This window comes from Alphaproteobacteria bacterium (genome assembly GCA_005883305.1).
In the GTDB taxonomy this organism is placed as follows: Bacteria; Pseudomonadota; Alphaproteobacteria; order Sphingomonadales; family Sphingomonadaceae; genus Allosphingosinicella.
This window is the reverse complement of the sequence record VBAC01000001.1, coordinates 706,728-727,343: the sequence shown is the minus strand read 5'-3', so window position 1 is coordinate 727,343 and position 20,616 is coordinate 706,728. Positions and strand designations below refer to the sequence as shown.

The 20,616-nt window shown below is 67.9% G+C and carries 23 protein-coding genes and 1 pseudogene; 16 read left to right on the top strand and 8 right to left on the bottom strand.

Annotation, left to right across the window (positions count from 1 at the left end; all coding sequences use genetic code 11):
- The first annotated feature begins 127 nt into the window (after positions 1 to 127).
- Positions 128 to 409, top strand: coding sequence for a hypothetical protein (locus E6G92_03600; protein ID TMJ18917.1), 282 nt, complete (start codon positions 128 to 130; stop codon positions 407 to 409).
- An 85-nt stretch (positions 410 to 494) separates the two neighbouring features.
- Positions 495 to 998, top strand: a pseudogene (locus E6G92_03595) (cell wall hydrolase).
- Between the two features lie 284 nt (positions 999 to 1,282).
- On the opposite strand, the gene E6G92_03590 reads toward E6G92_03595, so the two are convergent.
- Positions 1,283 to 2,791 carry an ATP-binding protein gene (locus E6G92_03590; GenBank protein ID TMJ18916.1) on the bottom strand — a complete coding sequence of 503 codons (1,509 nt, stop codon included), beginning with the start codon at positions 2,789 to 2,791 and terminating at the stop codon, positions 1,283 to 1,285.
- Positions 2,792 to 2,947: 156 nt separating this feature from the next.
- Between E6G92_03590 and E6G92_03585 the strand changes: the two genes are divergently transcribed.
- The 7 genes from E6G92_03585 to E6G92_03555 all read left to right on the top strand — a co-directional run bounded on the left by E6G92_03585 (position 2,948) and on the right by E6G92_03555 (position 7,154).
- The gene (locus E6G92_03585) at positions 2,948 to 3,208 is read left to right on the top strand and encodes a hypothetical protein (GenBank protein ID TMJ20690.1); all 261 of its coding nucleotides are present in this window, start codon (positions 2,948 to 2,950) and stop codon (positions 3,206 to 3,208) included.
- 128 nt (positions 3,209 to 3,336) lie between these two features.
- Positions 3,337 to 3,471, top strand: a complete 135-nt coding sequence (locus E6G92_03580) for a 50S ribosomal protein L34 (GenBank protein TMJ20688.1) — start codon at positions 3,337 to 3,339, stop codon at positions 3,469 to 3,471.
- 20 nt (positions 3,472 to 3,491) lie between these two features.
- Positions 3,492 to 3,809 (top strand): ribonuclease P protein component, encoded by a 318-nt coding sequence (gene rnpA, locus E6G92_03575; GenBank protein TMJ20689.1) that lies wholly within the window; start codon positions 3,492 to 3,494, stop codon positions 3,807 to 3,809.
- Positions 3,806 to 4,033: a membrane protein insertion efficiency factor YidD gene (gene yidD, locus E6G92_03570; protein ID TMJ18915.1), complete on the top strand. Its 228-nt coding sequence runs from the start codon at positions 3,806 to 3,808 to the stop codon at positions 4,031 to 4,033. Before rnpA ends, yidD begins: the two co-directional genes overlap by 4 nt.
- Positions 4,034 to 4,042: 9 nt before the next feature.
- A complete protein-coding gene (gene yidC / locus E6G92_03565) occupies positions 4,043 to 5,746 on the top strand; it encodes a membrane protein insertase YidC (GenBank protein TMJ18914.1) in 1,704 nt (567 codons plus the stop codon).
- 8 nt (positions 5,747 to 5,754) lie between these two features.
- Entirely contained in the window at positions 5,755 to 6,381 is a 627-nt protein-coding gene (locus tag E6G92_03560; protein TMJ20687.1) for a YihA family ribosome biogenesis GTP-binding protein, read from the top strand.
- 107 nt (positions 6,382 to 6,488) lie between these two features.
- The gene (locus E6G92_03555; GenBank protein TMJ18913.1) at positions 6,489 to 7,154 is read left to right on the top strand and encodes a glutathione S-transferase family protein; all 666 of its coding nucleotides are present in this window, start codon (positions 6,489 to 6,491) and stop codon (positions 7,152 to 7,154) included.
- On the opposite strand, the gene E6G92_03550 is transcribed toward E6G92_03555, so the two are convergent.
- Positions 7,145 to 7,597, bottom strand: coding sequence for a cupin domain-containing protein (locus E6G92_03550; protein TMJ18912.1), 453 nt, complete (start codon positions 7,595 to 7,597; stop codon positions 7,145 to 7,147). The two genes, E6G92_03555 and E6G92_03550, sit on opposite strands and share 10 nt — an antisense overlap.
- Positions 7,598 to 7,632: 35 nt before the next feature.
- On the opposite strand from E6G92_03550, the gene dapE reads away from it, so the two are divergent.
- Entirely contained in the window at positions 7,633 to 8,769 is a 1,137-nt protein-coding gene (dapE, locus tag E6G92_03545) for a succinyl-diaminopimelate desuccinylase (GenBank protein ID TMJ18911.1), read from the top strand.
- 107 nt (positions 8,770 to 8,876) lie between these two features.
- Here dapE and E6G92_03540 read toward each other — a convergent pair whose 3' ends face one another.
- The 3 genes from E6G92_03540 to E6G92_03530 are packed head-to-tail and all read right to left on the bottom strand — an operon-like array spanning position 8,877 to position 11,159.
- Positions 8,877 to 9,380 carry a DNA mismatch repair protein MutS gene (locus E6G92_03540; GenBank protein TMJ18910.1) on the bottom strand — a complete coding sequence of 168 codons (504 nt, stop codon included), beginning with the start codon at positions 9,378 to 9,380 and terminating at the stop codon, positions 8,877 to 8,879.
- Positions 9,361 to 10,542, bottom strand: a complete 1,182-nt coding sequence (locus tag E6G92_03535) for a hypothetical protein (GenBank protein TMJ18909.1) — start codon at positions 10,540 to 10,542, stop codon at positions 9,361 to 9,363. Before E6G92_03535 ends, E6G92_03540 begins: the two co-directional genes overlap by 20 nt.
- Complete coding sequence (locus E6G92_03530) at positions 10,509 to 11,159, bottom strand: Tim44 domain-containing protein (GenBank protein ID TMJ18908.1); 651 nt, start codon at positions 11,157 to 11,159, stop codon at positions 10,509 to 10,511. The genes E6G92_03535 and E6G92_03530 overlap by 34 nt, the downstream gene beginning before the upstream one ends.
- A 183-nt stretch (positions 11,160 to 11,342) precedes the next feature.
- On the opposite strand from E6G92_03530, the gene secB reads away from it, so the two are divergent.
- The 4 genes from secB (at position 11,343) to E6G92_03510 (ending at position 15,288) form a co-directional block, all read left to right on the top strand.
- Complete coding sequence (gene secB / locus E6G92_03525) at positions 11,343 to 11,864, top strand: protein-export chaperone SecB (protein ID TMJ18907.1); 522 nt, start codon at positions 11,343 to 11,345, stop codon at positions 11,862 to 11,864.
- A gap of 18 nt (positions 11,865 to 11,882) precedes the next feature.
- On the top strand, positions 11,883 to 13,463 hold the full coding sequence (gene murJ, locus E6G92_03520; GenBank protein ID TMJ18906.1) for a murein biosynthesis integral membrane protein MurJ: 1,581 nt from the start codon (positions 11,883 to 11,885) through the stop codon (positions 13,461 to 13,463).
- An 11-nt stretch (positions 13,464 to 13,474) separates the two neighbouring features.
- Complete coding sequence (gene trpS / locus E6G92_03515) at positions 13,475 to 14,470, top strand: tryptophan--tRNA ligase (protein TMJ18905.1); 996 nt, start codon at positions 13,475 to 13,477, stop codon at positions 14,468 to 14,470.
- Positions 14,471 to 14,607: 137 nt separating this feature from the next.
- The gene (locus tag E6G92_03510) at positions 14,608 to 15,288 is read left to right on the top strand and encodes a DUF4136 domain-containing protein (protein ID TMJ18904.1); all 681 of its coding nucleotides are present in this window, start codon (positions 14,608 to 14,610) and stop codon (positions 15,286 to 15,288) included.
- Between the two features lie 47 nt (positions 15,289 to 15,335).
- Here the strand turns inward: E6G92_03510 and dnaA are convergent, their stop codons facing one another.
- The 3 genes from dnaA to mutM all read right to left on the bottom strand — a co-directional run bounded on the left by dnaA (position 15,336) and on the right by mutM (position 18,318).
- Positions 15,336 to 16,715, bottom strand: coding sequence for a chromosomal replication initiator protein DnaA (gene dnaA, locus E6G92_03505; protein ID TMJ20686.1), 1,380 nt, complete (start codon positions 16,713 to 16,715; stop codon positions 15,336 to 15,338).
- A gap of 429 nt (positions 16,716 to 17,144) precedes the next feature.
- Positions 17,145 to 17,408, bottom strand: coding sequence for a 30S ribosomal protein S20 (locus E6G92_03500; protein TMJ18903.1), 264 nt, complete (start codon positions 17,406 to 17,408; stop codon positions 17,145 to 17,147).
- Positions 17,409 to 17,502: 94 nt separating this feature from the next.
- The gene (gene mutM, locus E6G92_03495; protein TMJ18902.1) at positions 17,503 to 18,318 is read right to left on the bottom strand and encodes a bifunctional DNA-formamidopyrimidine glycosylase/DNA-(apurinic or apyrimidinic site) lyase; all 816 of its coding nucleotides are present in this window, start codon (positions 18,316 to 18,318) and stop codon (positions 17,503 to 17,505) included.
- A 38-nt stretch (positions 18,319 to 18,356) separates the two neighbouring features.
- Between mutM and E6G92_03490 the strand changes: the two genes are divergently transcribed.
- Positions 18,357 to 19,085 (top strand): class I SAM-dependent methyltransferase, encoded by a 729-nt coding sequence (locus E6G92_03490; protein ID TMJ18901.1) that lies wholly within the window; start codon positions 18,357 to 18,359, stop codon positions 19,083 to 19,085.
- Positions 19,082 to 20,614 carry a 2-polyprenylphenol 6-hydroxylase gene (ubiB, locus tag E6G92_03485; GenBank protein TMJ18900.1) on the top strand — a complete coding sequence of 511 codons (1,533 nt, stop codon included), beginning with the start codon at positions 19,082 to 19,084 and terminating at the stop codon, positions 20,612 to 20,614. The genes E6G92_03490 and ubiB overlap by 4 nt, the downstream gene beginning before the upstream one ends.
- Positions 20,615 to 20,616 lie beyond the last annotated feature (2 nt).

Genomic DNA, 20,616 nt, shown 5'->3' with positions numbered 1-20,616 from the left:
TAGCAATCAGCCCTGCGCTTCGCGATCGAACAAAAGAACGGCCGCTCAAAAGCGTTTCTTAACTTGAGATCGTCTATCCGTGAGTTCTGGGGGACGATACGACGAGCCTGTTCAACGGGGTGAGTACATGTCCCTATTCTCGATTGTCGGCTGGGGCGTGCTTCTCATTCTGGGGATCGTCTACGGTCTCGGCATGATCGGCAGAACCCGGCTGCGCAAGGCGCGCGAGCAATATGCCCAGATCCGGCGCGACCATGGCAGCAACGCCCCCTATCACTGCCCCCACGGCTTCGTGTCGCGCGGCCGGGACGCCGAATCGGGCCTCGGGCGCACATGGTGCCGGGTCTGCGGCAAGCATATCGGCACGGAAGCGCCGGCCGCGCCGGGGTTCGGCTTTCGCCGAGGGTGAGGCGCCGAGCCTGCGATTTCCCCGCATTAACGGGTTGCCAAGCCTCCGCCGCTAAAGCTCGCGAGGCGGAGGAAAGCCGACCCATATGCGACCGATCGTTTCCCTCGCCCTTGCGGCGCTGGTTCTCCTGTCTGGCGCGCCTGCCCGCGCCTCGGACGCGGCTGAGCCGTTCGCCGCCAGCCCCGATCCCGAGATGTTCGAACGCTCGCTGCAATGCCTGACCGAAGCGGTTTATTACGAGGCGCGCAGCGAATCCGAGGAAGGCCAGCGGGCGGTCGCGCAAGTGGTGCTCAACAGGGTCCGCCATCCGGCCTACCCCAACAGCGTCTGCGGCGTCGTCTACCAGGGATCCGAGCGGGTCACTGGCTGCCAGTTCAGCTTCACCTGCGACGGCTCGATGGGCCGCGGCATCGAGCCTTATGCGTGGGACGTCGCGCGGAGCATCGCGGCGTCGGCCCTGCGCGGCAGCGTCTATCGTCCCGTGGGCCTCGCCACCAACTATCACACGACCGCGATCCGCCCCTATTGGGCGCCGAGCCTGGTCCAGCAGACGGTGATCGGAGCGCACATCTTCTATCGCCGCCCCGGCTATGGAGGCCTGGCCGAAGCCTTCGATCAGGCGCCGTCGGCCGAAGAACCTGAAGCCGCGCCCCCGGTGCGCTATGCCAGCCCGGGAAGGCAGGCGCGCGCGCGGGTCCAGCAGGCGATGGTGGAAATCCCGATCGTCGAGCGCCGCCTGGTCGAACGTCCGGTCCTCTACCGCACGTCGGGGAGCCAGACGGCCGCCACGCGCGCCACCCGCTCCGCCCAGCGGCCGGCGGTCCGCGCCCCGCGCGTTTCGATCGAAGGCGGCGTCCGAGTCATCCGCGGCTCCTAGTTGCGCGGCGCCTGCCGCCGGTAGCTGAGCGCTTCCGCTACGTGCACCCGCCCCACGCTCTCGCTGCCGGCGAGGTCGGCGATCGTGCGGGCGACGCGCATGACGCGGTGATAGCCGCGCGCGGAGAGGCGCATCGCCTCCGACGCCTGGGCGAGCAGGCGGCGGCCCGGCTCCTCCGGCGTCGCCACCGCGTCGAGCAGCTCGCCGTCCGCCTCTGCATTGGTGCGGATGCCGCGCTCCTCATAGCGCCGCGTTTGAACGGCGCGCGCCGCCGCGACGCGCCTGGCGACCTCGGGAGATCCTTCCGCCGGCGGAGGCAATACGAGATCGGCGGCGGCGACGGCCGCGACCTCGACGTGAATATCGATCCGGTCGAGCAAGGGCCCGGAGACCTTGGCCTGATAGTCCGCGGCGCAGCGCGGCGCCCGGGCGCAGGCGAGCGCCGGATCGCCGAGATGGCCGCAGCGGCAGGGATTCATCGCCGCGACGAGCTGGACCCGCGCCGGAAAGGTCACATGGGCGTTGGCGCGGGCGACCTGGACTCGCCCGGTCTCGAGCGGCTGGCGCAGGGAATCCAGCACGCCGCGCTGGAATTCGGGCAGCTCGTCGAGAAACAGGACCCCGAGATGGGCAAGGCTGACCTCCCCGGGGCGAACCTTGAGCCCGCCGCCGACCAACGCCGGCATCGAGGCGCTGTGGTGCGGCGCGCGATAGGGCCGCGTGCGGATGAGCCGGCCGTCCTTGAGCTCCCCGGCCACGGACGCGATCATCGAAACCTCGAGCGCCTCGGACGGCGTGAGATCGGGGAGGATCGCGGGCAGGCAGGCGGCGAGCAGCGACTTGCCCGCTCCGGGCGGCCCGCTCATCAGCAGATTGTGGCCGCCGGCGGCCGCGATCTCCAGCGCGCGCTTGGCCGTTTCCTGGCCTTTCACCTGGGCGAGATCCGGCCCCATCGCGGGCGGCTCGGCGAGGCCCGGCGCCGGAGGGGCCATCACCGCCGTTCCCCGCAGGTGGTTCAGCAAGGCGATCAGGTCCGGCGCCGCCACGACTTCGACCTCGCCTGCCCAGGCCGCCTCCGGCCCCTGCGCGGCCGGGCAGATCAGGCCCAGCCCGCGCTCGGAGGCATGCAGGGCGGCGAGCAGGACTCCCGGCGAGGGCGCCACCCGGCCGTCGAGGCTCAGCTCTCCCACGGCGAGATAGCCGGCCAGAGTCTCGCGGTCGATCGCGCCCATCGCCGCGAGCAGGCCGAGCGCGATCGGCAAATCGTAATGCGATCCCTCCTTGGGCAGATCGGCGGGCGACAGGTTGACCGTGATTCGCTTCGGCGGCAGCGACAGGCCGATCGCCGCCAGCGCGGCATGGACCCGCTCGCGGCTTTCGCCGACCGCCTTGTCGGGCAGGCCGACGACGAGGAACTTCGGCAGGCCGCTGGCGATTTGAACCTGTACCTCGACGGCGCGCGCCTCCAGCCCCAGGAACGCAACCGTGGCGACATGCGCGACCATTTACTGATGCCCCCTGCCGTCGAACGCGTCGCATTATTGAAGAGGCCGATCGGCAAAGTCGAGAGGCAACGGATAGTTGGAGAGCGAAGCTTGGATCCCCAGATAGACAAGATGAGCGACAGACCAGTCGGCCGATCGTGGGGCGAAATACCGCTCGTGCGCCGGCTTCTGGTCGGGCTCGGCTTCGTGTTGATTGCGATCACCCCGCTGGTCGGGCCGATTCCGGGGCCGGGCGGGATCATCGTCTTTGGCGCGGGGCTGAGCCTGATCCTCAAATATACCGGCTGGGCGAAGCGCCTTTACGTGCGCTTCAAGCGCAAGCATCCGAACAAGGGCCGGTGGACCGACTGGAGCCTGCGCCGCGAGAGCGCTCGGCGGCGGGAAGCGATTCGCAAGCTGGGCGAAGGCGAGAATTGACTTTGCCGGCGCCCTTCCCTATCCGCCCCTCCGACGAGGCCGCCGTATCGGGTCCGCGCAAAAGTATCGCTTTTGTGGGATTCTGGGGCGGCCGTTTTCTTTCGACTTAGAATTACGAGGAATGAGCGATGAAGCGCACCTTCCAGCCGAGCAATCTCGTGCGCAAGCGCAGGCACGGCTTTCGCGCCCGGATGGCGACCGTCGGCGGCCGCAAGGTTCTGAACGCCCGCCGCGGCCGCGGCCGCAAGAAGCTGTCCGCGTAGCCACGCAGCCTATCGGCAAGCTGACCCGCCGCGCGGACTTTCTGGCCGCGAACGGCGGGTTTCGCGCGCCCGCGCCGGGCTTCGTCCTGCTGGTGCGCCGGCGCGGCGACGAGGATCCCTCGATCCGCCTCGGCCTGACGGTTTCGAAGAAGGTCGGCAACGCGGTCGTTCGCAACCGCATGAAGCGGCGGTTTCGCGCACTGGCACGCGCGATCCTGCCACAAGCCGGCATAGCCGGCGCGGACCACGTCCTGATCGGTCGCCAGAGCGGGATCGAGCGGCCTTATGCCGAGCTCGCGGCCGATCTGAAGCGCGCCCTCGCCAAAGCGGCGCGATGATCGCCCGGCTGCTGATCCTGATCGCTCGCGGCTGGCAATTGGGGCCTTCCCGCGTGCTTCCGCCGAGCTGCCGCTATCAGCCGAGTTGCTCGGCCTATGCAATCACCGCGCTTTCCCGCTATGGCGCCCTCCGCGGGAGCTGGCTGGCCGCCAGGCGGCTGCTCCGCTGCCACCCCTGGGGGGGATCCGGCTACGACCCCGTGCCCGAAAAGAAAGCTGGTTGAGGGACTAAGGTGAACGATCACAAGAATATCATCCTCGCGGTCGCCTTGTCGGCGCTCGTCCTGTTCGGCTGGGGCTGGCTTTCCGAGCGCTATTTCCCGACCGCCAACCCGCCGGCGACCAAGATCGAGAACGGCCGCAGCGTGCCGGCTCCGCAGCCGCAGGCGAGCGCCGTCCCCAACGCGCCGGCGGCGATGCGCGACCGCGCCGTGGTGCTGCGCGAAGGCCCGAGGGTCGCCATCCGCACGCCCCGCCTTTCGGGCTCGATCAATCTCAAGGGCGCGCGGATCGACGATCTGCTTCTGACCACCGAGCGCGAATCGATCGCCGCCAATTCGCCGCCGGTGCGCCTCTTCTCGCCTTCGGGCGCCGCCGGCGCCTATTTCGCTGGCTTCGGCTGGACCGGCCAGAACGTCGCCGTCCCCGGCCCCGACACGGTCTGGCAGGCGAGCGGCGCCGTTCTATCTCCGGCAAGCCCGGTGACCTTGAGCTGGAACAACGGCCAGGGCCAGGTCTTCCAGATCCAGCTCTCGGTCGACGACGGCTATCTTTTCACGGTCGAGCAGCGCGTCGTGAACCGCGGTGCGGGAGCGGTCGGCATTCAGCCCTTCTCGCTGGTGAGCCGAACGGGCGCCTCGCACGATCCGGACAGCTGGACCGCCCATGTCGGGCCGATGGGCGTATTCAACGGCGCCGCCGATTACGGCAACAATTATGCCGACATCGCCGCCGACGGCCAGCGCGGCTTCGACGGCCGCGGCGGCTGGCTGGGCTTCACCGACAAATATTGGCTCGCCGCGATCATTCCGAGCCAGACGAGCCATGTGCACGGCACCTTCCGCCACAGCGCACCGGGCGACGTCTTCCAGGCCGACTATGCCGCGCCGCTGACGCTCGTCGCGCCGGGCCGCGGCGCGCGCTACCAATCCCACCTCTTCGCCGGAGCGAAGGAAGTGCGGATGCTCCAGGATTATTCGGCCGCCTTGGGAACGCCGATCGAGCGGGCGATCGACTGGGGCTGGTTCCGCTGGTTCATGATCCCGATCTTCTCGCTGCTCATCTGGCTCTACGGCCAGATCGGCAATTTCGGCGTGGCGATCATCTGCCTGACGCTGATCGTCCGGACGATCCTCTTCCCGGTGGCGCAGAAGCAGTTCCAGTCGATGGCTAAGATGCGGGTGCTCCAGCCGAAGATGAAGGCGATCCAGGAGCGCTACGCCGACGACCGCATGAAGATGCAGGAAGAGACGATGAAGCTCTACCGGGAGGAGAAGGCGAACCCGCTCGCCGGCTGCCTTCCGATCTTCCTTCAGATCCCGATCTTCTACGCGCTCTACAAATGCCTGCTGCTGTCGGTCGAGATGCGCCACAAGCCCTTCGCTTTGTGGCTTCAGGACCTTTCGTCGCCCGATCCGCTGACCCCGGTCAACCTGTTCGGCTATCTGCCGTTCACGCCGCCGCACATGCTGGCGATCGGCGTGCTTCCGATCCTGCTCGGAATCACCATGTGGCTGCAGATGCGGCTCAACCCGCAAATGCCCGATCCGGTCCAGCGCCAGATCTTCGGGCTGATGCCGTGGGTGCTGATGTTCGTGATGGCCAGCTTCGCCTCGGGGCTTCAGCTCTACTGGGTGACCAACAATCTGCTGACCATCGCCCAGCAGAAGTGGCTCTACAGCCGCCATCCGCAGCTCAGAGCGCAAGCGGCGACGTGAGCGAGGAAATGGACCTCGAGGAATCGGCCCGGAAGCTCTTTTCCGGGCCGGTCTCGTTCCTGAAGTCGGCACCCGAGCTCAAGTTCCTGCCCGATCCCGGAGCGCCCGAGATCGCCTTCGCCGGCCGCTCCAACGTCGGCAAATCCTCGCTGCTCAACCGGCTGACCAACCGCTCCTCGCTCGCGCGCACCTCGAACACGCCGGGGCGCACCCAGGAGCTGAACTATTTCGAGGTCGGCGATCCGGTTCGGCTTCGGCTGGTCGACATGCCGGGCTACGGCTTCGCCAAGGCGCCGAAGGACATGGCGCGGCGCTGGCGATTCCTCGTCAACGATTACCTGCGCGGCCGCCAGGTGCTTAAGCGCGCGCTCGTCCTGATCGACGCCCGCCACGGCATCAAGGAGGTCGACCGCGACGTTCTGAAGATGCTCGACGACGCCGCGGTCAGCTACCGCGTGATCCTGACCAAGGCGGACAAGATCAAGGCGAGCGAGCTGGCGGAGGTCACCGCGCGCACCGAGGAGGAAGCGAGGCTTCACCCCGCCGCCCACCCCGAGATCATCGCCACGTCGAGCGAGAAGGGGCTCGGCATGGACCGGCTGCGCGCGGCGGTGCTAGAGGCGGCGTTGCTCTGACTTATCCACCCACGTCATTCCCGCGAAAGCGGGAATCCAGCCTGGGCACGGATTAGGAAAGCTGGACCCCCGCTTTCGCGGGGCGACGGGAAAAGAGAGAATCGACGTTGCTCAAGCTCATCATCGGCAACAAGGCCTATTCATCCTGGTCGCTGAGAGGCTGGCTGGCGGTGAAGCAGTCGGGCCTGCCGTTCCAGGAAATCACCGTGCCGATGTTCGACGAGGCTTGGGACAAGCGCACCCAAGGCCAGGAATTTGCGCCGTCCGGCGGCAAGGTGCCGATCCTGTGGGACGAAAAGACGGTGATCTGGGACAGCCTGGCGATCATCGAATGGCTCGCCGACAAGACCGATCGCGCCCGCTTCTGGCCGCGCGACGACGCCGCCCGCGGAATGGCCCGATCGATGGCCGCGGAGATGCATTCGTCCTACGCAAACCTGCGCCGCGAGCTGTCGATGAACGTGCGCAAGAATTTCCCGACGCCGGACCTCGACGAGGAGGTCAAGGGTGAGATTGTCCGAATCCTCGAGCTCTGGGCCCAGGCGCGCGCGCGGCACGGCAGCGGCGGGCCCTATCTCTTCGGAACGTTCGGCGCCGCCGACATCATGTTCGCGCCGGTCGTCACCCGCTTCGTCACCTACGCCATTCCCGTCCCCCGCTTCGCCGCCGCCTATATCGAGACGATCCTCGACCACGCCTGGATGCAGGAATGGATCGACGCGGCGCAGGACGAACCCTGGGTGATCGAGCAGTACGAGACGCCTCAGGCGTAGGGCGAGCCGTCCTTGCGGGTATATTTCCCGCTCGCGGCATCGAGGTGCATGTCGACGTCCGGATAATGGCAGTCGCTCGTCGCGGATTTGCCGACCGCGACGAAGGCGCAGGGCGCCTCAGAGCGGTTGACCAGGTGATGGCCGTTGGCGACCCCCTTGGGGAAGGCGGCGATGTCGCCCGGGCCCATGACGGTCTCTCCCTCGTCCTCGACCAGCACGGCTTCGCCTTCGAGCATGATCACCAGCTCGTCCTCGCCTTCGTGCCAGTGGCGCTGAGAGGAGATTCCGCCGGGCTCCAGCACGACGTGGCTGGCTCCGAAGTCCTCGATGGCCGCCGCCGGCGCCAGGCGGCGATAATGACGCCTGGCCATCGGCGCGTCGTAGGGCGGCGGATAGCCGGTGCGGTTGATCTGCTCGATCGCGCCGAGGTCGATCTTGGGCATTTCGTTTCTCCCGCCCTCGATGCTAGGCCGCGCGCATGACGACCGCAATCGACCCCGTGGACCTCGCCGCCCGACTGATCGCCTGCCCGAGCGTCACGCCGGCGACGGGCGAAGTGTTCGACGTTCTCGAGGCCGCGCTGAAGCCGCTCGGCTTCGAAGTCCATCGCTTCATCCTCGGCGAGGCGCCCGACGGCCCGGTCGAGAATCTGTTCGCCACGAGAGGGCGAGGCGCGCCGCATTTCGCCTTCGCCGGCCATCTCGACGTGGTTCCCCCCGGCGACGGCTGGGAAAGCGACCCCTTCGTGCCCGAGATTCGCGGCGGCCTGCTTTACGGGCGCGGCGCCGTGGACATGAAGAGCAGCATCGCCGCCTTCGCCGCGGCGGCCGCCGAAACCGATCACTCCGGCACGCTCAGCCTCCTCATCACAGGCGACGAGGAAGGCCCCGCGACCCATGGAACGCCGGCGCTGATGAAGTGGATGGCCGAACGCGCGATCCGCCCGGACATGATCCTGATCGGCGAGCCGACGAGCGAGGCGCGACTCGGCGATATCGTCAAGATCGGCCGGCGCGGCTCGGTCAATATGTGGATCAATGTCCCGGGGGTGCAGGGCCACGTCGCCTATCCGCACCGGGCCGACAATCCGGTGCCGAAGCTTGCCCGCGTGATCGCCGCGCTGGAGGCCCTGCGGCTCGACGACGGCAACGACGCGTTCCAGCCCTCCAACCTCGAGGTCACCGCGGTCGAGACTGCGAGCAAGGCGACCAACGTCATCCCGGGATCGGCCGCGATCCAGCTCAACATCCGCTTCAACGACCTCCAGCGCGGCGAGGATCTCGTCGCGCTCGTCCGCAAGACGGCGGATGAAGCGGCGCCCGGGGCCACGGTCGAGGCGAAGATTTCCGGCGAGGCGTTCCTGACTCCGCCGGGGCCGATCTACGAGATCGTCAGCGCGGCGATCGAGGCGGAAACCGGACGAAATCCCGTTCTTTCCACCCATGGCGGCACCTCGGACGGCCGCTTCCTGATCGCGCTCTGCCCGGTGGTCGATTTCGGCCTGCCCAACGCGACCATGCACAAGCTCGACGAGGCGGCGGCGGTGGAGGATATCCAGGCCCTCACGCGAATCTACGCGCGGGTGATCGGGGCCGCCCTCGGCTCCCCTCCCTGAAAGGGAGGGGTCGGGGGTGGGTAGCGCCGTCTGGCGCTCAGAACACGCGGTCCAAAAGCTCGCTTCGCTCGCACCCACCCCTAACCCCTCCCTTGCAGGGAGGGGAATCAGCGACGCTTCCTGAGCACGATGTAGAGCGCGCCCGAGCCGCCGTGGCGCGGATGGGCGCTCCGGACCGCGGCGATCGATCCGGCGTGGCGGGACGAGGCCAGCCAGTCGCCGACCGCCGCGCGAATCGCGCCCCGACGATCGGCTCCCGCGCGCGGCTTGCCGGTGATCAGCAAAAGGACCCGGTCGCCCGTGGTGACGGCTTGGTCGAGACGATGGTCGAGGAGATCGTAGGCGGTGGCAAGGCTGTGGCCGTGAAGATCGAGCGTGCGATCGGGCTGGACCAGGCCGCGCGAAAGCCTCCTGTCCCAAGTCCCGTCGAGCGTCGTTCCGGGCCCGGCCTTGGGCGCCGGCTGGGCCGCGACCTTCGCCGCAGCCGGTTTCGCGCGCGCGACAGGCTCGGACGGCGCAGGCTCGCTCCTGGAAAGCCCCGCATGGAACGGCCGAACGCTCTCCACGACCCGGCGCCAGAGCGCCTGCTCCTCAGGATCGAGCCGGCGCAAGGCGGCTCCTGAGCCGTTCCACGGCGGATCGCGGAAGCAAGATGGAGGCGCGGCCGCGGGACGACATCGAGCCGGCGATCCGCGCCGCCTCTTCGCCCGCGCCCCAGAAGGTATCGAAGCGGTTGGCCCCGCGGATCGCCCCGCCCGTGTCCTGCGCCACCCAGATGCCGTTGGCGGCCTGGTTGTCCATGCCGCTGAGCAGCACCGGCGCGCCGAGCGGAACGAAGTTCGGATCTGCGGCGACCGTGACTCGCGCCGTCACCGGCCGTCCAAGCGCGCCGAGCGGCCCCGGCCCGGTCAGCTCCTGGAAGAAGACGTAGGAGAGGTTCTCCCGCATCAGCGCCCTGCCCGCCTCGGGATTGGCGCGAATCCACTCGCGGATGCGCTGCATCGAGATCGGGGACTGGAGAATGCCCCGATCGCGCAGAAGGCGGCCGATGGCGACATATTCGCGGCCGTTCTGCCCCGCATAGCCGATGCGCATCACGCTTCCGTCGGGCAGGCGCAGCCGGCCCGAGCCCTGGATCTGGACGAAGAAGAGATCGACCGGATCGGCGGCATAGGCCAGTTCGAGCCCACGTCCGGCGAGCGCACCCTGCTCGATTGCCGAACGGTCGTGGTAGAGCACGTAATTGCCGTTTTCGTCGACGCGGCCTCGGCCCCTGGCTCCGGTCGCGGGGTTGGCGTCGAGCAGGTCCGGCGGCTTGCGATAGATGGGCACCTCGCAACCGGGCCGCGGCGTGCGGCAGCCGGGAATCTGCGGCTCGTAATAGCCGGTGGCGAAGGCGGCTCCGTCGCCGACCTGAACGGCGACGAAGCGGGTGCGGAAGAAGGCGGCGGGGTCGTCCGGCGTTTCCGCACACAGCGCGCGCCAGTCCGCCGGCTCGGTCAGGCCGCTCGGGTCGGCGCGGCTAAGGAGCGAGGGGCAGGAAAGCTGGAAGGCGCGGAGCGCGCGCTCGGCTGCGTCCGAATCGAGCGCCGGCAAAGCGGGGCCGAGGCGCAGGCCCGCCTCGAGCGCAGTCGCGGCAGCGGGCGGCGCGGGCGGCCTCGCCGGCGGTTGGGATGGTCTCGTGGGTCCGACGCAGCTGGCCAGCCCGAGCACAAGCCCGAGCAGCAGCGCGGCGCGGTTCAGGCCGCGTCGTCGGTGTCGACGAGCAGCCAGTTGGGGTCCTTGCTGGCCAGGTTGCGCTGGAAGGTCCAGATGTCGTTGGTCGGCACCGCGTCGGACATCGAGCCGGCGACGAGCGTGCCCTCCTTGTCGCGGGTCACGGCGGCGATGAACGCCTCGAAGCGGACGTCGATCTCGGCGACCTTGCCCTTCAGCCGGGCGTCGTCGATCGCCGCGCGCTCGATCGCGACGAGGCGATTTTCGAGCACATGGCCCTCGGCCTCGCGGGCGTCGATGGCCTCCTCGAAAGCGGTGCGAACCTCCGGGCTCGTCAGCCAGGCCAACTCTTCGCGATCGCCCTTCCAGAAGGCTTCGAGCACCATCCGGTAGGCCGACTGCGCCCCTTCGATGAAACGGGCGACGTCGAAGCTCGGATCGGCCGAGACGATCGCGCGGATGCCGCCCGCGGCACCCTGCTCGTAGACGAGGGCGCTCGATTCAGGCGTGCTCGGCGCCACGTCGGGCGCGACGAGCGCCGGCTTGGCTTCGGGCTGGGCCTCGGGACGGGTGACCGGCTGCTGCTCGTGACCCGTCCGCTGCCCGAGGACGGCATAGAGCCGAAAGCCCACGAAGAGGGCGATCATGGCCAGCAGGACGATTTCGACGGTCAACCAATTTCTCCCGGGAAGACGCCCCTTACATAGGCGCGAAGGCTTAAGGTTTCAAATGCATTGGGGGCAACGAACGCGGGCCGTGCTTGTTGCGCGCCCAGCGGCGTCCTGCTACCCGCCCGCTTGTGTTCGGCGCGCCCGCGCCGCCGTCCAATCCATCTCCTGTTTCGAAAGAGCGACATCATGGCCGAAGACGAAGGCGCCATCGACACCACCCAGCCCGCGAGCAACGGCAGCGACAGCCTGCCCCAGGTCGGAATCCTCGCCCAATATGTGAAGGACCTGTCGTTCGAGAATCCGAACGCGCCGGCCGTCTACCAGTGGCAGAGCCAGCCGCAGATGGACATCCAGTTCAACATCGGCACCCAGGCCGCCGGCCAGGACATCCACGAGGTCGCGCTCAAGATCGACATCACCGCCAAGGCCGAGGAAGGCACCGCCTTCCGCATCGAGTTGCTCTATGCCGGCCTGTTCGCGCTCAGGAACCTGCCCGAGGAGCAGCTCCAGCCGTTCCTGCTGGCAGAGGCGCCGCGGCTGCTCTTCCCGTTCGCGCGCAAGATCATCGCCGACGCTTCCACCGAGGGCGGGTTCCCGCCGCTTCGGCTCGATCCGATCGACTTCGCCGGCCTCTACATGCAGAGCGCCGCGCAACAGCAGGCGGCCGCGACCGGCGGCCAGGCCGGGGACGTGACGGGCCAGGCCTAAGCTGCCACAAGAGCGGCGATGAACCTCGCTCGCGCCCTCGGCTCGGTCGGCGGGCTGACGCTCGTCAGCCGCGTGCTGGCTTTGGTGCGCGACACGCTTCAGGCAAGCTTCGTCGGCGCGGGCTTCGCCTCGGACGCCTTCTTCGTCTCCTTCCGCCTGCCCAACATGTTCCGCGCCCTCTTCGCGGAAGGGGCCTTCTCGGCCGCCTTCATCCCGATGTTCAACCGGAAGGTGGCGGAGGGCGGCGAGCTTCCGGCGGGCCTTCGCTTCGCCGAGCAGACGCTGGCGGTGCTGCTGCCCGTGCTTCTGGTCTTCACTTTGCTGATGATCGCCGCCGCCTGGCCGGTCACCTGGGGCCTGTCGGGCGGGTTCGACAATCCGACGCCCGAGCAATTCGCCTTCGCCGTCGGCCTGTCGCGGATCACGCTTCCCTACCTGCTGCTGATCAGCCTCGCCTCGCTGCTCGGCGGAATCCTCAACTCGCTCGACAGATTCTGGGTCAATGCGGCGGCGCCGATCCTGCTCAACGTGGCGATGATCACGGGCCTGTGGTTCTTCCACGGCGATCCCTATGAGACGGCGCGGGTCCAGGCGATCTCTATCACGGTCGGCGGGGTGCTCCAGCTCGGCTGGCTGATGGTCGCCTGCCGGGCGAGCGGAGTCAGCCTTCGCCTGCGCCGCCCGCGGCTCGACGACGACGTCAAGCAATTGCTGAAGCTGATCCTCCCGGCGGCGATCGGCGCCGGCGCGGTGCAGGTCAATCTCGCCATCTCGACCGCGCTCGCGGGCGGCCTTCTCGACGAGGGCTCCATCTCCTACATCTATTACGCCGACCGGCTGAACCAGCTTCCCCTCGGCCTGATCGGCATCGGCCTCGGCACGATCCTTCTCCCCACCGTCTCGCGCCTGCTCAGCCGGGGGGAGGACGCGGCGGCGATGGAGACCCAGAATCGCGGCATCGAGCTGGCGCTGTTCCTCACCCTCCCCGCCACCGCCGCCTTCATCTTCGCGGCCGGCCCGATCATCAGCGGCCTCTTCCAGCACGGCGCGTTCGACGCCCGCGACGCGATGCTGTGCGGCTGGGCGCTTTCGGCCTTCTCGATCGGCCTGCCCTCCTACGTGCTGGTGAAGGTCCTCACGCCTGGCTTCTACGCGCGGGCGGACACCAAAACGCCGGTACGTCTCGCCCTCTGGTCCGTCGGCGTGAACCTGCTCGGCAACCTGATCCTCATCCCCCTGCTCGGCCGCTACGGAGTCGGCCATGTCGGCCCGCCGCTCGCGACCGCGCTGGCTTCGACGATCAACGTCTACATGCTCTACCGCACGCTTCGCCGTCGCGGCCATTTCGAGGCGGACGCGCAGCTCAAGCGGCGCCTGCCCCGCCTCGCTTTGGCCGCGCTCATCATGGGCGCCGCGATCTGGTTCCTGGCACCTTACGCCAACCCCTGGCTGACCCGCTCGCTGCTCGAGCGCGGCCTTGCGCTGGCGGTGCTGGTCGGCGGCGGAGTGGCCGTCTATGGCGCTTCATGCTTCCTCACGGGAGCGTTCGCGCTGCGCGATCTCAAAACCCTTCTCAGGCGCCGGGCTTCCGAGGCATGAATTTGATCAACATGAAGACCGTCGTTTCGGGCATCCAGCCGACCGGCAATCTCCATCTCGGCAATTATCTCGGCGCGATCCGGCGCTGGGTGCGGATGCAGGACGAGGCGCGCTGCCTCATCTTCCTCGCCGACCTCCACGCGATCACCGTCTACAACGATCCGGCGGAGCTTCGCCGCAACGTCAACGGCATGGCCGCGGCTCTGATCGCCTGCGGCATCGATCCCGAAAAGGTCGTGCTGTTCAACCACGCGCGGGTCCCCGCCCATGCGGAGATGGCCTGGATCCTGTCCTGCACGGCGCGGGTCGGCTGGCTGGGCCGGATGACCCAGTTCAAGGAGAAATCGGGCAAGAACCGCGAGGGCGCCAGCGTCGGCCTCTACGCCTACCCTGTGCTCCAGGCCGCCGACGTGCTGCTCTATCAGGCGACCCACGTCCCGGTCGGCGAGGACCAGAAGCAGCATGTCGAGCTGATGCGCGACATCGCGGCCAAGTTCAACGCCGATTACGGCGTCGATCTGTTCACCCTGCCCGAGCCGCATATCGCCGAGACCGCGGCGCGGATCATGTCCCTGCGCGACGGCAATGCGAAGATGTCCAAGTCCGACCCGTCCGACATGAGCCGGATCAACCTCAGCGACGACGACGACACGATCAACCAGAAGGTCCGCAAAGCGAAGACCGATCCCGAGCCTCTGCCCGACAGCGTCGATGAGCTGAAGGGCCGCCCGGAGGCGCTCAACCTCGTCACGATCTACGCTGCGCTGGCCGACCGCAGCGCTCAATCGGTGGCCGGGGAATTCGCCGGGAAGGGCTTCGGCGCGTTCAAGCCGGCGCTCGCCGATCTGCTCGTCGAAACGATCCGTCCTATCCGCGCGCGACTCCAGGATTTCGAACGCGATCCGAACGCGCTCGAGGCGATCCTCGCCGATGGCTCGCGAAAGGCCGCCGCCTTGGCCGCGCCGACGCTCGAGGGCGCCTATGCGGCGCTCGGCCTGCCCCGCTAGTCGGGCGGCAGGACGGGGCGCACCGGAACTTTTCACCACCGTTTCAAGGGCGCTTTGCGAAAAGCGACAAGTTGTTGTACAGTCACGACAAAGCTTCGCGGTCTCCAGCCGCGAATCCTGCGTGAAAGGACCGCCCCATGTCCATCGCCAAGAAGCTGTTCGCGCTCGCGGCTCCAGTCGCGCTGCTCGCCCTTTCCGCCTGCACGACGGGCCTGCCGACTCAGGTTCAGCGCTTCCAGGCGATGCCCGCGCCGCAGGGCCAGGCCTTCGTGATCGTGCCGACCAACGAAGCCAATCGCGGGGGGCTCGAATTCTCGCAATATGCCGATCTCGTCCGCCGCCACCTGGTCGCGCAAGGTTTTGCCGAAGCGCCGACGCCCGAGCAGGCGACCCTGATCGTCAGCCTTGATTACGGCATCGATAGCGGCCGCGAGCGGATCGTCTCCTATCCCGATCCCTTCCCTTATTACGGCTATGGCGGCTTCGGCCGGTACGGCGGCTATGGACGCGGCTGGGGTCGGGGCTGGGGCGGCGCCTACGGCCTCGGCTATTCGCCTTTCTACTGGGGCTGGGGCGGCTGGGGCGGCTACGACACCCACAGCTACACCGTCTACACCTCCTACCTCGATCTGGACATCAAGCGGGCGGCCGACGGCCAGTCGCTGTTCGAAGGACTCGCGCAGGCGCATTCCAGCTCCAACGAACTGCCGGCCCTGGTCCCGAACCTGGTCGAGGCGATGTTCACCGGCTTCCCCGGAAATTCGGGCGAGACGGTGCGCATCACGGTGCCGCCGCCCGACGCACGCACGCACAACTGATTGTGAAGAGGATGAAGAAGGGGCCGGAAATCCGGCCCCTTTTCGCGTCAGCTTTCGAGCTGTCTCGTGAGGAGCCGGATGTCCTGATCGAGCTCCGGATCCTGCGCCCGCAGCTTCTCGATCTGGCGCACGGCGTGGATCACCGTCGTGTGATCGCGCCCGCCGAAACGGCGGCCGATTTCCGGCAGCGAGCGCGGAGTCAGCTGCTTCGACAGATACATCGCCACCTGGCGCGGCCGGGCCACCTCGCGCGCGCGCCGCGCCGAAGTCATCTCCGCCTTGCGGATCCGATAATGGTCGGAGACCCGGGTTTGAATCTCGTCGATCGAGATCCGGCGCTGGTTGGCGCGCAGGATGTTGGCGAGCACCTCGGCGACGAAATCGAGGTCGATCGTGCGGTTCTGCATCGCCGCATAAGCGGCGATTCGGTTGAGCGCGCCCTCGAGCTCGCGCACGTTCGAGCTGATCCTCTTGGCGAGGAACATGACGACCTCGCCCGGCACCTTGACGTCGGGCAGCTGCTCCAGCTTCTTGGTGATGATGTTGAGCCGCAGCTCCAGGTCGGCCGCGTTGATGTCGGCGACCAGGCCCCAGGACAGGCGCGAGAGGATTCGCGGCTCGAGGCCGTCGAGGTCCTGCGGTGCGCGGTCCGAGCTGATCACGAACCGGCGGCCGGCCGAGATGATCTCGTTCATCGTGTGGAAGAATTCTTCCTGGGTCGATTCCTTGCCGGCGATGAACTGGACGTCGTCGATCATCAGCAGATCGGCCGAGCGCAGCTGCTGCTTGAACTTGAAGGTCTCGTTGGCGCGCAGAGCGGCGAGGAACTCGACGGTGAACTTCTCCGCCGACATGTAGATGATCTTGGCGCGCGGCCGCTGCCGGTGGAATTCGTGGCCGATCGCGTGCAGCAGATGGGTCTTGCCGCGGCCCGTGCCGCCATGGAGGAAGAGCGGGTTGAACGCGACCTTGTCGGAGGTGGCCAGCGTCTGGGCGGCGCTGAAGGCGACCTCGTTGGCCTTGCCGACGACGAAGCTTTCGAACCGGTAGCGCGGCTCGAGCGCGACCGCGTAAAGTCCTTTGGGCTCGGGCTCGGAATCCTGAGGCGGCGCCGGGATCTCGACCACTGCGGCGGTCTTGGGCGCGGCCGGGCCGACGCCGATCCGAATCTGCCTGACCTGCGGGAGCTTGGCGCGCCAGGCGAGGGCCAGCCGCTCGGCGAAGTGGGTCTGCACCCAATCGGCCATGAACTGCGATGGAAGCTGAAGCCGGAGCACGCCGGCGTCCGAATCGAACCCCCCGAGGGCGATCGGCCTCAGCCAGCCGTCAAAGGTTCGCGCCCCGCAGTCCCGGCGAAGACTCGCCCGAATCGATTCCCAGGTCACCGCGATGAGGTCGCCCGTGTCGGCGTCCGTTCCGCTCGCAATCTCTCTTGCCGGTGTCTGCACCGCGCACGCACCCCTCTCGTGACGCCGCTTTGGGCGGCTTATTGTTCAAGGCGCAAAAACTCCCCCGCGCGACGAACCTCCCCCGGCATGCCGCTGCTCGATGTATTTTTGCTTGTGCCGACGGATGATTTTCGTGCCGCCGGAAAGCCGTTGTATGGAGACCAAGCGAGTCCGATCAAGCGAAAAAAATCGGTCGCGACCAAATTAATTCGTTGACACCGAGAAAACGGCGGAACTGCGTTGTTGGTTCGGTAATAGTATTGTATTTCAATATGTTACCGCAACGCTACCGCAACGGCGCAGCGCGAATCGCGGGAAAACCTAGGCTTTTTGAAATCCCGTTTTGCGGCGCACCAAAAAGCCCGCCAGCGGGGGCCGGCGGGCGCATTCGGTCGACGGGAAAGGCGCTTAGCCGAGGGTCGCGAGACGGCGTGTCAGGCGCGACAGCTTGCGCGAGGCGGTGTTCTTGTGGAGCACGCCCCGGGCGACTCCGCGCGACAATTCCGGCTGCATCCGGGCCAGAGCGGCCTTCGCCTCGTCCTTGTTGCCCGAAGCCAGCGCCGACTCGACCGCCTTGACGAAGGTCCGGATGCGGCTGACGCGGGCGCGATTGATTTCGGTCCGGCTGGCGTTGCGACGGATGCGTTTCTTTGCTTGCGGCGTATTCGCCATCTTTGAGCTGCCTTATCTCTGAAATGAAAAGGGCGCGGCCAGACCGCACCCGCTCGGCGGGGCCTCTACGCAAAGAGGCCGCTCCGGTCAAGCGTCAGCGCTGGCATTTCGCGCAGTAGAAGGTCGAACGTCCGCCCTCGGCGCGGCGGCGAATCGGCGCCGCGCAGCGTGGGCAGGGCTTGCCCTCGCGCCCGTAGACCCGCCACTGGCTCGAGAAATAGCCGAGCTCCCCGTTCGGCCGGACATAGTTCCGCAGCGAGGAGCCCCCGGCCTCGATGGCGTCGCGCAGCACGGCCTTGACCGACTCGGCGAGCCGGTCGAGCCGGGCGTGCGAAAGACCGCCTCCAGCCCGCCCCGGAGCGATCGCGGCGAGGTTCAGAGCCTCGCAGACGTAGATGTTGCCGAGCCCGGCGACGATCCGCTGGTCGAGCAGGAGCAGCTTGATCCCCGCTTTGCGTCCGGCGAGCGCGCGCTTCAAATAGGCCCCGCCGAACGAGTCGCCGAGCGGCTCGGGCCCCATAGCGCGGAATAGCTCGGCCTCCTCCAGCCCCTCGGTCCGGACCAGGTCGACCGAGCCGAACCGGCGCGGGTCGTTGAGCGCGACTCGGCGGCCGTCCTCCGTCTCGATCACCAGGTGGTCATGCTTGCCGAGATCCACGGGATCGAGCCGCCAAGAGCCGGACATTCCGAGGTGAAAGACGAGCGTGTCCCCGCGATCGGTCTCGATCATCCCGTATTTGGCGCGGCGGCCGAGCGCCGTGACGCGAGCGCCCGTCAGCCGCTGGCGAAGGTCGGGCGGAAAGGTCCGGCGCAGATCGGCGCGGCGCGCCTCGACGGCCGCGATTCTCTTGCCCTTGAGCACCGGCTCGAGGCCGCGGACCGTGGTTTCGACTTCCGGAAGCTCAGGCATGTTCCACCATCCCCCCTCCCCTGCTAGACGGCGCCGCGATGGACAAGGTTTCTTTCGGCCGCGAGGATGTCGAGCCCGGCGAGAAGACTCGCCGGGTGGGCGCGGTCTTTTCGAGCGTCGCCTCCAGCTACGACCTGATGAACGACCTTATGTCGGGCGGCATGCACCGGCTATGGAAGCACGAATTCGTCCGGAGAGTCCGCCCACGCAAAGGCGAGACGGTCCTCGACATGGCCGGGGGCACCGGCGACATCGCCTTCCGCATGGCCAGTGCCGGGGCGCAGGTGACGGTCGCCGACATAAACCCGGACATGCTCTCGGTCGGCATCGATCGGGCCGGGGCGCGCGGAATCGGCGGCCTGATCTGGGCGGAGGAGAATGCCGAGGCGCTGAGCTTCGCCGACAAGAGCTTCGACGCCTACACGATCGCCTTCGGCATCCGGAACGTCACCGACATCCTGGCGGCGCTCCGCGAAGCGCATCGCGTGCTGAAGACCGGCGGGCGCTTCCACTGCCTCGAATTCTCCCAGACCCGCTGGCCGGGCTTCGCGACGCTCTATGAAACCTATTCGCGCCGGGTCGTGCCGCGGATCGGCAAGGCGGTGGCCAAGGACGAGGACAGCTATCGCTACCTCATCGAATCGATCGAGCGCTTCCCCGATATGGCCGCCTTCGCGCGGATGATCGGCGCCGCGGGCTTCGCCAACGTCAAGGCGGAGCCGATCTTCGGCGGGCTCGTCGCCATCCACAGCGGCTGGAAGATTTGACCTCGTCCGTCACCCACGTCTGGCGCCTGCTGAAATGGGGCCGGGTGCTGGCGCGGCACGGCGCTCTGCGCGGCATCGAGCGCGACCCGAACACGCCGCCGCCGGTGCGCCGGCTGGCGCGGATCGCCCGCTTCGGCGCCCGAGTGCCCACGGTTCCGACCTACGCCGAAGCGTTCCAGAACATCGGCCCGGCGGCGATCAAGCTCGGCCAGGCGCTGGCCACTCGGCCCGATCTCGTCGGCGAGCAGGCGGCCCACGATCTCGCCATGCTTCAGGACAGCCTGCCGCCGGCCCCGTTCGAGAAGATCAGGGCGGCGATCGAGCTCGGCCTCGGCAAGCCGATCGACCAGGTCTTCTCCTCGATCGATCCGGAGCCGGTCGGCGCCGCGTCGATCGCCCAGGTCCACCGGGCCGTGACGACGGAGGGCCGTCTGGTGGCGGTCAAGGTGCTTCGGCCGAATATCGAGGAGGATTTCGCCGCGGCGATCGAGACCTACGAATGGGCCGCGGCGCAGGTCGAATCGATGGGCGGCGAAGCGTCCCGCCTTCGCCCCCGCCTGGTCATCGAGACCTTCCGCCAATGGACCAACCGCGAGCTCGATCTGCGACAGGAGGCCGCCTCGGCATCCGAGCTGCGCGAGAATCTCGAGGCGGAAGGCGGCTTCTTCGTTCCCGCGATCGACTGGAGCCGCACCGCGCGCCGGGTGATGACGCTCGAATGGATCGACGGGATCAAGCTGACCGACCGCCAGGCGCTGGTCGACGCCGGCCACGATCTCAAGGCGCTCGCCGCGATCCTGGTGCGCGCCTTTTTGCGCCAGGCGGTGGTCGACGGCTTCTTTCACGCCGATCTCCACCAGGGCAATTTGTTCGCGCTTCCCGACGGAAGGCTGGCGGCGATCGATTTCGGGATCATGGGCCGGATCGACCGCCAGGCCCGGGTCTGGCTCGCCGAAATCCTCTACGGCCTGATCACCGCCAATTACCGCCGAGTCGCCGAGATCCATTTCGAGGCGCAATATGTGCCCCCCCACCACGATATCGACGAGTTCGCCACCGCCCTGCGCGCAGTCGGCGAGCCGATGCGCGGCCTCCCGGCGAAGGAGATTTCGATCGGCCACATGCTCGACGGCCTGTTCAAGATCACCCGCGATTTCGACATGCAGACCCAGCCCCATCTGCTGCTGCTTCAAAAGACGATGGTGATGGAGGAAGGCGTGGCGAGCGCGCTCGATCCGGACATCAACATGTGGGAAACGGCCGAGCCCTTCCTCACCGAATGGGTCCGCGACGAGCTCGGCCCGGAGGCGCGGATCGCCGACGAGATCGTGCGCACCGTGCGCACGCTTCGCAAGCTCCCCGAGCTGATCCGCCGAATCGATTATTACTACCCGCCGCCCGGCGCCGCGCCGCCCGCGCGGCCGCTGCCCGACATCGCGGTCGTGCGCCCACATCGCGCCTGGCCGATCGTGATGACGGCATTGGTGTCGGCCGCGGCTGGTGCGGCGGCGGTTTGGACACTATTCTAGCG